13 protein-coding genes and 1 other annotated feature are annotated in these 15,011 nt (G+C 33.3%); of the genes, 1 reads left to right on the top strand and 12 read right to left on the bottom strand.

The features are described from left to right. Positions 1-33: 33 nt before the first annotated feature. The 11 genes from rpsG to Fi14EGH31_RS02445 all read right to left on the bottom strand — a co-directional run bounded on the left by rpsG (position 34) and on the right by Fi14EGH31_RS02445 (position 13,674). The gene (gene rpsG, locus Fi14EGH31_RS02495) at positions 34-504 is read right to left on the bottom strand and encodes a 30S ribosomal protein S7 (RefSeq protein ID WP_022002418.1); all 471 of its coding nucleotides are present in this window, start codon (positions 502-504) and stop codon (positions 34-36) included. A gap of 25 nt (positions 505-529) precedes the next feature. Beyond that, positions 530-943 (bottom strand): 30S ribosomal protein S12, encoded by a 414-nt coding sequence (gene rpsL / locus Fi14EGH31_RS02490; RefSeq protein WP_022002417.1) that lies wholly within the window; start codon positions 941-943, stop codon positions 530-532. 160 nt (positions 944-1,103) lie between these two features. Continuing rightward, the gene (gene rpoC / locus Fi14EGH31_RS02485) at positions 1,104-4,763 is read right to left on the bottom strand and encodes a DNA-directed RNA polymerase subunit beta' (RefSeq protein ID WP_022002416.1); all 3,660 of its coding nucleotides are present in this window, start codon (positions 4,761-4,763) and stop codon (positions 1,104-1,106) included. Between the two features lie 14 nt (positions 4,764-4,777). Then, the gene (gene rpoB / locus Fi14EGH31_RS02480; RefSeq protein WP_117793020.1) at positions 4,778-8,383 is read right to left on the bottom strand and encodes a DNA-directed RNA polymerase subunit beta; all 3,606 of its coding nucleotides are present in this window, start codon (positions 8,381-8,383) and stop codon (positions 4,778-4,780) included. Between the two features lie 149 nt (positions 8,384-8,532). Then, complete coding sequence (locus Fi14EGH31_RS02475) at positions 8,533-9,156, bottom strand: class I SAM-dependent methyltransferase (protein ID WP_330062727.1); 624 nt, start codon at positions 9,154-9,156, stop codon at positions 8,533-8,535. Between the two features lie 72 nt (positions 9,157-9,228). Beyond that, positions 9,229-9,600: a 50S ribosomal protein L7/L12 gene (rplL, locus tag Fi14EGH31_RS02470; protein ID WP_022002413.1), complete on the bottom strand. Its 372-nt coding sequence runs from the start codon at positions 9,598-9,600 to the stop codon at positions 9,229-9,231. A gap of 29 nt (positions 9,601-9,629) precedes the next feature. After that, complete coding sequence (gene rplJ / locus Fi14EGH31_RS02465; protein WP_022002412.1) at positions 9,630-10,184, bottom strand: 50S ribosomal protein L10; 555 nt, start codon at positions 10,182-10,184, stop codon at positions 9,630-9,632. Between the two features lie 40 nt (positions 10,185-10,224). After that, positions 10,225-10,342 (bottom strand) — a sequence feature (ribosomal protein L10 leader region). Positions 10,343-10,351: 9 nt separating this feature from the next. Further along, entirely contained in the window at positions 10,352-11,038 is a 687-nt protein-coding gene (gene rplA, locus Fi14EGH31_RS02460) for a 50S ribosomal protein L1 (RefSeq protein WP_022002411.1), read from the bottom strand. 48 nt (positions 11,039-11,086) lie between these two features. Next, positions 11,087-11,509, bottom strand: a complete 423-nt coding sequence (gene rplK / locus Fi14EGH31_RS02455; RefSeq protein ID WP_022002410.1) for a 50S ribosomal protein L11 — start codon at positions 11,507-11,509, stop codon at positions 11,087-11,089. A 216-nt stretch (positions 11,510-11,725) separates the two neighbouring features. Continuing rightward, positions 11,726-12,469, bottom strand: coding sequence for a triose-phosphate isomerase (gene tpiA, locus Fi14EGH31_RS02450; RefSeq protein WP_022002409.1), 744 nt, complete (start codon positions 12,467-12,469; stop codon positions 11,726-11,728). A 20-nt stretch (positions 12,470-12,489) separates the two neighbouring features. Beyond that, positions 12,490-13,674 carry a phosphoglycerate kinase gene (locus Fi14EGH31_RS02445; RefSeq protein WP_022002408.1) on the bottom strand — a complete coding sequence of 395 codons (1,185 nt, stop codon included), beginning with the start codon at positions 13,672-13,674 and terminating at the stop codon, positions 12,490-12,492. 84 nt (positions 13,675-13,758) lie between these two features. Between Fi14EGH31_RS02445 and Fi14EGH31_RS02440 the strand changes: the two genes are divergently transcribed. Then, positions 13,759-14,058 (top strand): rhodanese-like domain-containing protein, encoded by a 300-nt coding sequence (locus tag Fi14EGH31_RS02440; RefSeq protein ID WP_022002407.1) that lies wholly within the window; start codon positions 13,759-13,761, stop codon positions 14,056-14,058. Positions 14,059-14,081: 23 nt separating this feature from the next. Here Fi14EGH31_RS02440 and Fi14EGH31_RS02435 read toward each other — a convergent pair whose 3' ends face one another. Beyond that, positions 14,082-14,939 (bottom strand): YitT family protein, encoded by an 858-nt coding sequence (locus Fi14EGH31_RS02435; RefSeq protein WP_117347492.1) that lies wholly within the window; start codon positions 14,937-14,939, stop codon positions 14,082-14,084. Positions 14,940-15,011: the final 72 nt, after the last annotated feature.

Below are 15,011 nucleotides of genomic sequence, written 5' to 3'. Positions count from 1 at the left end.
TTGTTTTCTCCCTTCAAAATTTTAGCCGTTATATTACCAACGGAAATGAGCGAATGCTTTATTAGCTTCAGCCATTTTATGAGTATCTTCTTTCTTCTTAACAGAAGCACCTGTTCCGTTTGAAGCATCAATAATTTCGTTTGCTAAACGATCAACCATAGTTTTTTCGTTTCTTAAACGAGAATAGTTTACTAACCATCTTAAACCTAAAGTCATTCTTCTTTCTGAAGAAACTTCAACTGGTACTTGGTAGTTAGCCCCACCAATACGTCTTACTTTAAGTTCAAGAACTGGCATAATATTGTTAATTGCTTGATCAAAGACTTCCATAGCTGGGTTTCCAGTTTTTTCTTCTACTTTTTTAAACGCATCATATAAGATGTTTTGTGCAACACCTTTTTTACCATCTAACATAATGTTGTTGATAAGTTTAGAAATAGTTTTAGAGTTATACACTGGATCAGGTAGAACGTCTCTTTTAGCAACTCGTCCTTTTCTTGACATATATATTTCCTCCTATAAGTATTAATTAAGCTTTTGGTTTTTTAGCACCGTATTTAGAACGTGCTTGTTTACGATCGTTAACTCCAGCACAGTCCATTGTACCACGGATAATATGGTAACGAACCCCTGGTAAGTCTTTAACACGACCACCACGAATTAAAACAACACTATGTTCTTGTAAGTTATGTCCAATTCCTGGAATATATGCAGTTACTTCCATACCATTTGATAATCTAACACGGGCATATTTACGTAAAGCCGAGTTAGGTTTTTTAGGTGTCATAGTAGCAACACGAGTACACACACCACGCTTTTGAGGTGATTTAGTTGATGTAGCTTTTTTAGCTAATGAGTTATAACCTCTATTTAAAGCAGGTGAATTTGATTTTGTTGTTTTATCAGTACGACCTTGTCTTACTAATTGGTTAATTGTAGGCATTTCTTTCTCCTTTCTTGATAACACACAATACCGGGTGTTTCATATTTAATCAATAAATATTGCACCCAATCAGGGCACTGACAATATATTATAGTATTAAAATGATAATGTCAACAAAAAAATTAAAAAATATAAAAAAAATAGGCCTAAGCCTATTTTTTTATATTTGATCTCCAAGATTTTCATGATTATCATCTAATAAATCATATTTAGCAAGTTCAGCTGCTTTTGCTTCTTCAGCTTCTTTTGCTAATGTTTCAGGTGATTTTAAAGGACCTCTAAATCCTGTACCAGCTGGTAATAATTTACCAATTAATACATTTTCTTTTAATCCTTTTAACATATCTTTCTTACCTTTAATTGATGCATCAGTTAAGATCTTAGTAGTTTCTTGGAATGATGCTGCAGATAAGAATGAATCAGTTTCAAGAGATGCTTTAGTAATACCTAATAAGATTGGTCTACCAACAGCTGGATGTTTTCCTTCTTTTAATGCTTCTCTATTTAATTCAGTAAATTGAGTTACATTAACATGTGTTCCAGGAAGTGTTCCAGTATCTCCACCTTCAACAATTCTAATTTTCTTCAACATTTGTCTTACGATAATTTCGATATGTTTATCAGAAATTTCGATACCTTGAATACGATATACTTTTTGAACTTCTTTAATAATATAATTTTCAACAGCTTCTGTATCAGCTACATTTAGTAATTCTTTTGGATCAATAGAACCTTTAGTGATTTTATCACCAATACGTACTTCATCACCAACATTAACTCTTAATTTTGCACCATATGGAGTTAAGTAACTTCTTGTTTCTAAATCGTTAGAAACAACAACTTCCATTCTTCCTGCATTATCAATAATATTTGATACTTCACCATCAATTTCAGAAATAATTGATTTAGCTTTTGGATTACGTGCTTCAAATAATTCTTGAATACGAGGTAACCCTTGAGTGATATCGGCACCACCGGCAACCCCACCATCATGGAAAGTACGCATTGTTAACTGAGTACCTGGTTCACCGATTGACTGTGCAGCCATAACCCCAACAGCTTCACCCAATTCAACAACATTACCTGTTGCTAAGTTACGACCATAACATTTTTTACAAACTCCGCCTTTAGCAACGCAGCCAAGAACTGAACGAATTTCAACTTCTTTAATACCTGCATCACAAACAACTTTAGCGTTTTGTTCAGTAAAGATTTCACCTGCAGCAACTAATAATTCTTTAGTTTCTGGATGGTAAACATCTTTTTGTGAATAACGACCAACTAAACGGTCATATAATGGAACAATTACAGTATTGTCATCTGTATTGTATAATTCAGTAACAACGAATCCTCTATCTGTTCCACAATCTTCTTCAGAAATAATAACTTCTTGAGCAACGTCTACTAAACGTCTTGTTAAGTAACCTGAATCGGCAGTCTTTAAGGCAGTATCTGTAGAACCTTTACGGGCACCGTGTGTTGAAATAAAGAATTCTGATGCTGTTAAACCTTCACGGAAGGCGGACTTGATTGGTAACTCGATTGTTTCCCCTTTTGGATTTGACATCAATCCACGCATACCTACTAACTGAGTGAAGTTAGAAAGTGATCCACGGGCACCTGAATCAGACATGATGAAGATTGGGTTACGATCATCAGCTTCGAACTCTTGACGAACGACTTCTTGGACTTCATCTTTAACACCAGTCCATAATTTGATTACGCTTTGATATCTTTCTGCTTCAGTTAATTTACCTTTATTATAGAAAGTTTTAATTTGTTCAAGTTTTTGATCTGCTTTATCAAAGATTTCAAATTTAGCTTGTGGCACTTGGATATCATAAGCAGATACTGTAATACCAGCGATTGTTGAATATTTAAATCCTTGGTCTTTTAACTTATCAAGCATTAAACTTGTATCAGTTAATGCAGATTGTTTGAACACTTCATCAATGATGCTTCCTAATGCTTTTTTACCTAATGGTTTAACTGGTTGTTGAGCAGCAATATGTGCTTTAATATCAGTTCCCATTGGAACAAAGTATCTATCAGGTGTTCCAGATAAGTTTTCTTTACCTGGTTCATTGATAAATGGGAATTGTCCATCAAAGATATCATTAAAGAAAATTTTACCTACAGTAGTAATTAAATAACTGTTATTTTGAGCTTCTGTAAATGTTGCATTGTGTAATGCAGATGCTTTAATAGCAACTCTTGTATGAAGATTTACAGTTTTAGCAAAATATGCATGATCAACTTCATTTCTATCAGCAAAGACAGTACCTTCACCAATTGCTCCAACATCTTCTAATGTTAAGTAGTAGTTACCTAACACCATGTCTTGGGATGGAGTAACGATAGGTTTACCATCTTTAGGACCTAAGATATTTGTTGATCCTAACATTAATTGTCTTGCTTCTTGAATTGCTTCTTCACCTAATGGTACATGGACAGCCATTTGGTCCCCATCGAAATCGGCATTGAACGCTGGAGTTACTAATGGGTGAAGACGAATAGCACGCCCTTCTACTAATTTAGGTTCGAATGCTTGGATACCTAATCTATGAAGAGTTGGCGCACGGTTTAATAATACTGGATGTGCTTTGATAACTTCTTCAACGATTGGCCAAATTTTATCATCCATTTTATCAATTAATCTTTCAGCTGCTTTAATATTTGTAGCAATTTCTTGATCAACTAAACCATGGATAACAAATGGTTTAAATAAGCTTAATGCCATTTCACGTGGAATACCACATTGATACATTTTTAAGTCTGGTCCTACAGCGATAACTGAACGTCCTGAATAGTCAACACGTTTACCTAATAAGTTTTGACGGAAACGTCCTTGTTTACCTTTTAATGTATGGCTTAATGATTTTAACGCACGTCCACCAGCACCAGTAATTGGTTTAGAACGACGACCATTATCAATTAAGGCATCAACAGCTTCTTGTAACATACGTTTTTCATTTTGAACGATAATAGAAGGTGTTCCAAGTTCTAATAATTTTTTCAAACGATTATTACGAGTAATAACACGTCTATATAAATCATTTAAATCACTTGTCGCAAAACGTCCACCATCTAATTGTAACATAGGTCTTAAATCAGGTGGTATAACTGGTAATGCTTCAAGAATCATCCATTCAGGTTGATTATCAGAAGATCTAAATGCTTCAATAGCTTCTAATCTCTTCAATAATTTAGTACGTTTTTGTCCTTGAGCTTCTTTTAATTCTTTAGATACAAGTTCAAATTCTGCATCTAAATCAACTTGTTTTAATAAAGTTTGAATCGCTTCAGCCCCAATTTGAGCTTCAAATGTATGACCAAATTGTTCATAACATTTACGATAATCTCTTTCAGATAATACTTGTTTGTATTCTAAAGGTGTAGTTCCTTTATCAATAACAACATAAGAAACAAAATAAATAATTTCTTCTAGTTGTTTTGGTGACATATCTAAGATTAATCCCATTCTTGATGGAATACCTTTTAAATACCAAATATGTGCTACTGGTGTAGCTAATTCGATATGTCCCATACGTTCACGACGTACTGCAGATTTAGTAACTTCTACACCACATCGATCACATACAACACCTTTATATCTAATTTTCTTATATTTTCCACAACTACATTCCCAATCCTTAGATGGTCCAAAGATTCTTTCACAGAATAGACCATCTTTTTCAGGCTTTTGAGAACGATAGTTAATCGTTTCAGGTTTTTTTACTTCACCATAAGACCATTCACGAATTTTTTCAGGAGATGCTAATCCAATTTGGATTGATGAAAATTTATTAGTATTTGCCATTTTCTATTCCCTCCTTATAATGATTCACTTTCTTCAGTTTCAACTAATTCTTCAGATTTCATAGCATCAGTAACAACTTCTTTTTCTTCGTTTACATCTTCTTTTTCAATTGATCTTGGGAAACGTCTTTCTTCATCTTCGATATTTCTTTCATCAATTTCTTGATCATTTTCATCTAATAAACGAATATCTAATGCTAATGCTTGTAATTCTTTCTTTAATACTCTAAACGATTCAGGTAATCCTGGTTCTGGCATTGGTTGTCCTTTAACAATAGCTTCATATGTTTTAACACGTCCAACAACATCATCAGATTTAACAGTTAAGATTTCACGAAGTGTATAAGCAGCACCATAAGCTTCAAGTGCCCAAACTTCCATTTCCCCAAATCTTTGTCCACCGTTTTGAGCTTTACCTCCAAGTGGTTGTTGAGTAACTAATGAATAAGGTCCTACTGAACGTGCATGTAATTTATCATCAACCATGTGTGATAATTTAACGAAGTACATAATACCTACAGATACAGGAGAATCAAAATATTCACCCGTACGTCCAGAAATAACAGGTTGTTTTCCATCTTCATTCATTCCTGCTTCTTTCATTAATGCTTCTAAGTCTTCACGATGTAAACCATCGAAAGCAGGAGTAGCAATATATAAACCTAATTGTCTAGCTGCATAACCTAAATGTAACTCTAATACTTGTCCGATATTCATACGAGATGGAACCCCTAATGGATTTAACATGATATCTAATGGTGTACCATCTTCTAAGTGTGGCATATCTTCGATTGGTAAGATTTTTGAAATAACCCCTTTATTACCATGACGTCCAGCCATTTTATCTCCTTCAGAGATTTTACGTTTTTGAACGATATAAACTTTAACAACACGGTTAACACCTGGTTGTAATTCATCACCATTTTTACGATCAAAGATTTTAATATCATGAACGATACCAGCCCCACCATGAGGAACTCTTAATGAATTATCTTTAACTTCTCTTGACTTTTCACCAAAGATTGCAAGTAATAATTTTTCTTCTGCTGATAATTCAGCTTGACCTTTTGGAGTAACTTTACCAACTAAGATATCTCCTTCTTTAACTTCAGCACCAATCATGATGATACCATCACTATTTAAGTTTTTACGTGCTTCATCCCCAACGTTAGGGATATCTCTTGTAATTTCTTCAGGTCCTAATTTTGTATCACGACATTCAATTGAATATTCATCAATATGAATAGATGTATAAACATCTTCTTTTACTAATCTTTCAGACATAATAACGGCATCTTCGTAGTTATAACCATTCCATGTCATGAAACCAACTAACACGTTTTGACCTAATGCTAATTCACCTTGTTCCATTGCTGGACCATCAGCTAATACTTGACCAACAACAACTTTTTCACCAGCTTTAACAATTGGTTTATGGTTGATACAAGTTCCTGCATTCGAAATAGCAAATTTTGTTAAACGATATTTGTGAACAACTGCTTCATCATCCACGATTTCAATACGTTTAGCATCTACATAACTTACAGTACCGTTATGTTTACTTACTAAAGCTGCTCCAGAATCTCTTGCAGCTTGATATTCCATACCTGTTCCAACAAATGGTGTATGTGGATTTAATAAAGGTACAGCTTGACGTTGCATGTTGGCACCCATTAAAGCACGAGTTGCATCATCGTTTTCCAAGAATGGAATACATGAAGTGGCAACAGAAACAATTTGTTTTGGAGAAATATCGATAAAATCAACTTCTTCTCTTTTAGCCATAATATTTTCACCTAAATGACGGGCGATAACTTGTTCATCTAAGATTTCACCTTCATCAGATGTTTGTACATTTGCTTGTGCAATAATGTAATTTTTTTCTTCATCAGCAGTTAAATAACGTACATCGTCTTCATCGATAACACATTTATTAACTTTACGATATGGAGTTTCAATAAATCCATATTCATTGATTTTAGCATAAGATGCTAAAGTTGAAATTAACCCGATGTTTGGACCTTCAGGAGTTTCGATTGGACAAATTCTTCCATAATGGGAAGCATGTACGTCACGGACTTCATATCCTGCACGGTCTCTTGATAAACCACCTGGCCCTAATGCAGATAAACGACGTTTATTTGTTAATTCGGCTAATGGGTTAATTTGATCCATGAATTGTGATAATTGTGATGACGCAAAGAATTCTTTCATTGCGGCAGTTAATGGACGAATATTTGTTAAAGATTGTGGTGTTACTGAATCCACTTCAGATAATGACATTCTTTCTTTAACAACTCTTTCCATTCTTGATAATCCAATTCTGAATTGGTTTTGAATTAATTCACCTACAGAACGTACACGTCTATTTCCTAAATGATCGATATCATCTAATAAACCAATACGAGCCATATGAGATACTCTATCTTCAGGTGCTAAATCATAAGAATTGAAAATATCAACTAAGTTCAACATATATGAATATGCTGCAATCATGTCAGAGATTGTAACATATTTACAATTTAATGATAAATCTGTACCAATTACTTTCATAACTTTAGTACGTGATTCATCAACATAAACATGAACTACTTGTAATACACCATTACTTTCTAATCGAGGATTAGTTTTCATTTCAACAGTGTGTGCACCTGCTTCAAAAACAGGTCTTAATGTATCAATAACTTCATTTGTAATAACTGTTCCTTTTGTACAAACAACGTTACCATCAACATCTTTAACATCTTCAGCAAGAACACGTCCTGCAATACGATCTAATAAACTTAATTTTTTCTTAAATTTGAAACGACCAGCTTTAGCTAAATCATAACGTTTAGGATCAAAGAATCTAGTATATAAAAGGCTTGTAGCACCTTCTAATGTAGCAGGTTCTCCTGGTCTTAATTTATTATAAATTTCAATTAAAGCTTCTTCTGTGTTTGTTGTATTATCTTTTGCTAAAGTGTTCAAAATAAATTCATGATCACCAAAAACATTAATAATATCTTCATTACTAGAAAGTCCTAAAGCACGTAATAAAACTGTTCCTGGGATTTTTCTATTACGGTCAATACGAACATTTAAAACATCTTTTGCATCATTTTCGAACTCTAACCAAGTCCCTCTTGATGGGATAATACTACCTTCAAAGACAGTTTTACCACTTTTATCAATGGCATCAGCAAAGTATGCCCCTGGTGAACGTACTAATTGAGATACAATAACACGTTCTGCCCCATTAATAATGAAAGTTCCTGAATCAGTCATTAATGGGAAATCACCCATAAATACTTCTTGTTCTTTAATTTCACCAGTTCCTGAATTGATTAAACGTAAAGTAGCACGAATTGGTGCTGCATAGTTTGCATCACGATCTTTACTTTCGTTTACGGAATATTTTGGTTCATCAAAGGCACAATCAACAAATTCTAATGATAAAGTTTCATTAAAGTTTGTAATTGGGTAGATATCATCAAATACTTCTTTAATTCCTACTTCTTTAAACCATTTATAGGAATTTGTTTGAATTTCTACTAAATTTGGTAACTCTAAAGATCCTGAAATCCTAGAGTAATTACGACGAGTAATCTTGCTTTTTGCTGTAGTTGTATGCTTTTCCACGAATTAACTCCACCCTTCTTTATCTCTATTAAACTGTTTTTGAGCGCACAAAAACGCTTGATTTTAAATATTAATAGTCATTATTGTATTTTAGATAAAGGTTTCAAAAAAGTCAATACCTTTTTTTATAAAAAATAAAAAAAGAAATATTATCTTTTTACACTATGTAACAAGTAATATCCCTTATCTCTTTTAACAATTTCACAATTTCCAAAAACTTCTTCCATTTTCTTTTTAGCCGAAGGAGCGCCTTGTTTCTTTTGTAAAATAACCCATAAACTTCCATTCTCATTAAGATGTTCAATTGATTCTTGTAAAATTGTAGTTACAACTTCTTTGCCCGCTCTTACTGGTGGATTTGTTACGATCACATCATAACTTCCTTGAACATTTTCATAAATAAAGCTTTTATAAATATTTGCATGAATATTATTATTTTTAGCATTTAATTTGGCAAGTTCAAGTGCACGATCATTGACATCGACCATATCCACATTTAAATGTGAATAAACTTTATTAAGACATATTCCGAAAGTTCCATAACCACATCCTACATCAAGAAGTGTTTTTTCATTTGTAATTTCGATATTGTCTAATAAAACACGTGATCCATAATCTATCATGTTTTTAGAAAAAACACCATTATCACTTGTAAATAAAAGATCATATTTATGAAATCTAAAAATAAATTGTGATTGTTCACTTTTTAAATCAGTATTATCTGTAAAATAATGTTTCATTTGTATTTCCTCTATTTCCTTTTTCTTTATTATACAAATAAATAGAATGTTAACCAATAAAAAAAAGAAGAATCGTAAGATCCTTCTTTTAAATCAAAGTTATAATTATTTAACTTCTACTGTAGCTCCAGCAGCTTCTAATTTTTCTTTGATTTCTTTAGCTTCATCAGCAGATACTTTTTCTTTGATTACTGAAGGTGCTTTGTCAACTAATCCTTTAGCATCAACTAATCCTAATCCAGTGATTTCTCTTACAGCTTTGATTACAGCAACTTTAGTTCCACCAACTTCAGTTAATGTTACGTTAACTTCTGTAGGTTCAGCAGCAGCTCCAGCATCAGCAGCAGCAGCTACAGCAACTGGTGCAGCAGCAGTTACATCAAATTTTTCTTCGATTGCTTTTACTAAATCATTTAATTCTAAAATAGTAGCTTCTTCTAAGTAAGCTAAGATATCTTCATGTGTTAATTTTGCCATGTTTATATTCTCCTTTTCATTAATTCTGCTTATTCAGCAGCTTCTTCTACTTTTTCTTCAGCAGGTGCTTCAACTGGTGCTTCTCCACCGTTTTCTTCTCTTGCATCTGCTACAGCTTTTACAACTCTAGCGAATTTGCTAACTGGTGCTTGTAACATACCAAGTAACATTGAGTACATTCCTTCACGTCCAGGTAATTTAGCAATTTCATTAATTTCTTCTACTTCTAATACTTTTCCTTCAACAATTCCAGCTTTGATTACTAAAGCTTCATGATCTTTAGCAAAGTTAGCTAAAATTCTTGCAGGTGCAACGGCATCACTATGACCGAATGCAATAGCGTTTGGACCTACTAATTTATCATTGATTTCAGCATATCCAGCGCTTTCAGTAGCTCTTTGAACTAATTTGTTTTTGTAAACTTTGAATTCAACATCTTCTTCACGTAATGATTTACGTAATTCAGTGACTTCTGCTACTGATAATCCACGATATTCTACTACTACAGCAGATTGTGAATCATTAAATTTACCAGCGATTTCTTCAACAACGACTTTTTTCGCATTGATTGCTTCTACTGACATTGCTACACCTCCTATAAATTTTTATATATGCAACAATATACGCGCTATATTTAAAACTCCCATACGTAGATAGGAGTTCAAGTTCTTCATAAACTCAACACCTCGGTAACAAATTAAGGTTTCCCAGTTACTGTCTACGGTATATTGATTGCGACTTTTTTTACAAACTATTTAGTAGTTTGAACTTTGATTGCAGGTCCCATAGTTGATGAAACTGCAATGTTTTTAATATAAGTACCTTTAGCTGATGTTGGTTTTAATCTTACGATTAAATCATAAATTGTGTTGAAGTTTTCAACTAATTTAGCATCATCAAATGATACTCTACCGATTGGTAAATGAACATTACCTTCTTTATCAGTACGGTAAGTTACTTTACCAGCTTTTGTTTCTTGAACTGCTTTAGCAACATCCATAGTTACTGTTCCAGTTTTTGGGTTAGGCATTAAACCTTTAGGTCCTAAGATACGTCCTAATTTACCTAATTCAGCCATCATGTTAGGAGTAGCGATCATAACTTCGAAATCTAACCATCCTTTTTTGATGTCTTCTAAAATTTCTTTACCAGCAACGATATCTGCACCAGCATCTTTAGCTTCTTGAGCTTTTTCTCCTTCAGCTACAACTAAAACTTTTTTAGTTTTACCAGTTCCGTGTGGTAATACAACAGCTCCACGTAATTGTTGATCTGCTTGTCTAACATCTAATCCTAAATTGAAAGCAACATCGACACTTGCATCGAATTTTACATTACTTGTTTTTTTAACTAATTCAATAGCTTCTTCAGCTGAATAAAGTTTTCCATTTTCAATTAATGCAGCTGCTTCTGTATATCTTTTACTTTTCTTTGCCATTTAATTTCCTCCTTAGTGGTTATAACGGATTATCCTTCCACGTGATGCTTACGCATCGATTCCTTCAACTTTTACACCCATGTTTTTAGCTGTACCAGCAACGATTTTCATTGCAGCATCTAAATCATAAGCATTTAAGTCAGGCATTTTGTATTCAGCGATTTCTTTTAATTTATCAGCTGATAATGTTCCTACAGTAGTTGTTCCTGCATTACTAGAACCTTTTTGTACTCCTAAAGCTTTTTTAATCATTTCTGAAGCTGGAGCAGTTTTTAATACAAAGCTGAAATCTTTGTCTTCATATACTGTTAAGACAACTGGTACTGTTTCTCCCATACGATCTTTAGTTTGATCATTGAAAGCAGTACAGAATTTAGGCATTTGGATACCTGCACCTGCTAATGCTGGACCAGGTTTAGCTTGCCCTGCTTTGAATTGAATTTTCATAACTCTAACAACTTTCTTACTCACGCGACATTTCCTCCTTGTAAAAATTTGTCCGTGTTGTGGTCAAATGGGTGTTACCCTTCCACACAACAATGAATGCGCAATTAACCTATTGCGTCGACAACTAATTTACCATTATCTCTTGATAAATGCAATACTTTTTTATATTTTTTTGCATTTTATCAAATAAATTTAAAAAAAAGAAAAACTCTAGGAATTTTCCTAGAGTTTAAACAACAATTAGTCTAAAGCAGCGATCATTGCTTTGTATGAATCTTCAACTAATGAAGCTCCACCAACTAAAGCACCATCAATATCAGGTTGTTCTAATAATGCTTTTAAACCTTCAGGTTTAACAGATCCACCATATTGAATTCTTACTTGATCAGCAACTTCTTGTCCATATAATTCAGCAACTACTGAACGGATATATCCACAAACATCTTGAGCAATTTCGTTTGTAGCAGTTTTTCCAGTTCCGATAGCCCATACTGGTTCATAAGCGATAACGCTTCTTGAAGCACATTTAGGACATACATCTTTATAAGCAGCAACTACTTGAGTTTTAACAACATCTTTAGTAGTTCCAGCTTCATATTGTTCTAATGTTTCACCAACACATACGATTGGAGTCATATCATTTTTAAGAACTTGTAACATTTTAGCGTTAACTGTTTCATCAGTTTCCCCAAAATATTGTCTTCTTTCAGAGTGACCTAAGATAACCCATTCAACTCCGATTTCTTTTAACATTTCAACAGATACTTCACCAGTATAAGCTCCGCTATCTTTGAAGTGTACGTTTTCAGCAGCTACGATTAAGTTTTTAGCTCCTGCTTTTGCAGTTTGTAAAGCTAAGTATGGAGTAGCAATTCCCCAGTCAGCTTTATCAGTTACTTCTGGATCAACAGCTTCTACGAATGCTTTTGTAGCAGCGATTGTTTTATTCATTTTCCAGTTTCCTACGATAATTGGTTTTCTCATGATTACAAATACCTTCCTTATTATTTATCATCAATTGCAGCGATACCTGGAAGAACTTTACCTTCCATGTATTCTAATGAAGCTCCACCACCAGTTGAGATGTGAGAAACTTTATCAGCATATCCAAGTTGCATTACTGCAGCAGCGCTATCTCCACCACCAATGATAGTGTTAGCACCTTCTAAACCAGCTAAAGCTTCACATACAGCGATTGTTCCTTTAGCAAATGGTTCCATTTCGAATACACCCATAGGTCCATTCCATACAACTGTTTTAGCACCAGCTAAAGCAGCTTTGATGTTTTCTACAGATTTAGGTCCGATGTCTAATCCCATGTATCCATCAGGTACATCTTCACCACAAACTTTAATATCACCTTCTGCAGCAAATGCAGTGTTGATTACAGAGTCAACAGGTAAAATTAATTTATCTCCAGCTTTAGCTAAGATATCTTTAGCTACATCAATTCTATCATCTTCAACTAAAGAGTTACCAATTGAATGACCTTGAGCTTTAGCGAAAGTATAGCACATACCTCCACCAACGATAACTTTATCAGCGATTTTTAATAAGTTTTCGATAACTAAGATTTTATCAGAAACTTTAGCTCCACCTAAGATAGCAACCATTGGTCTTTCTGGATTACTTACAGCTTTTCCAATGTAGTTGATTTCTTTTTCTACTAAGAAACCAGCAGCTGATGGTAAATGAGCAGGGATTCCAGCTGTAGAAGCATGAGCTCTATGAACTGAACCGAATGCATCTTCAACAAATACATCACCTAATGAAGCCCAGTATTTTCCTAATTCAGGATCATTTTTACTTTCTCCAGCTTCATAACGAGTATTTTGAACTAAGATAACTTGTCCATTTTCAGCATTTTTAACAGCTTCTTCTAATTCAGCACCACGAGTGCAATCTACGAATTTTACATCTCTACCTAATAATTCAGCTAATCTAGGAGCAACAACAGCTAAGTTATTTTTAGCTTTGTCTTCTTCAGTTTTAACTTTACCTAAGTGTGAGAATAAAACGATAGCTTTTGGAGATTGTTCTAATAAATATTTGATTGTTGGTAATGCAGCAACAATACGATTATCATTAGTAATTTCTCCTGTTTCTTTACTTCTTGGTACGTTGAAGTCAACACGAACTAAAACAGTTTTTCCAGCGACTTCAATATCTCTAATTGTTTTCTTATCCATTTTTATAATTCCTCCATGGCTGAATTATATCATCTATAATCATTGTTTTCAATTAATTTCATATTATATTATGAGGTGAAAAATATGAAAAATACGAATGTAATCCCTATCCAAAAAATCCCATCTATGTTAGAGAATGATTATCAATTTGTCGATTTAAGAGATCCCTATGAGTATAAGAAAGTTCATCTGACAAAATTCACAAATATTCCCTATGAAAAGTTCAATCTCAATCAATATTATTTTTCTAAAAAAGAACCACTTATTCTTATTTGTTATAGCGGAGCTAAATCAAAAAAACTCGCTGATGATCTATGTCAACAAGGCTATGATGCTTACAGTATTGAAGGTGGATTCTATTCTATTTTGCATCAAAAGACATAAAAAAATTAACGGGTGTATACTCGTTAATCCAATGGTTTATTATAAAAACGTCCAATAAAGTTTTCAACTTTAGTTACAGAAACAATAATTTTAGGATCTGTTTCTTTTAAAGCTTCTAAAACATCTCCAACTTCATAACTTGATACAACTGCTGTTAAATAGCTTACAGGATGATGTGAATATCCTCCATAACCATCTAAAGCAGTAATCCCATGATGAAACTTTTCTAAATATGTATTCACCACTTCATCTTTTTTAGATGTATAAATATGTAACATAACACGTTTATATCGTGTATGGAATGTAGAAATTGTTTTTGTTGAGATAAATTGGAATAAGATAGAATACCCTGCTTTATCAAAACCAAAAATACACCCAAAGATACATAAAATCATAGCATTAAATACAAATACTTGCATCCAGATTTCTCGCCCATTTTTATTAGCAAAATATAAAGCAATAAAATCTGTACCACCTGAAGAAGCACCTGCTTTTAAAGCAAGTACAATACTCATTCCCCAAATATATCCACCAAATACAACATTTAAAACTTGTTCATCAAATAATGGATAATTTGGAATGATTTGTAATAAAAATGATGTTAAAAAGACTTGTAATAATGAAAAGAATACAAATCGTTTTGATATTTTCTTGGCACAAATAAGCGCAACAGGTACATTTAAAGCAACTAAAGTGAATGCTGTTGGAATTGATTTTCCAAATAAATCAGCAATCATATCTACAAGTAAGGCAATACCCATAAACCCACCTGACAATAAGTGTGCTGGTCTAACAAATGTTTTAGTTGTAGCAGCCATAATCAGCGAAGAACAAAAGACACACCCAAAACTAATTAAATCTCTTTTTTTTATCTTTTTCATAATCTTTCTCCCTAAATCCCACTACATTGTACTCTTTTAGAAACAATTTACAACAGGCAATTATAAAAAAAT

Origin of the sequence: Faecalibacillus intestinalis, assembly GCF_015097455.1 — a bacterium.
GTDB classification, from domain to species: domain Bacteria; phylum Bacillota_I; class Bacilli_A; order Erysipelotrichales; family Coprobacillaceae; genus Faecalibacillus; species Faecalibacillus intestinalis.
This window is presented reverse-complemented; position numbering and strand designations above follow the sequence as displayed.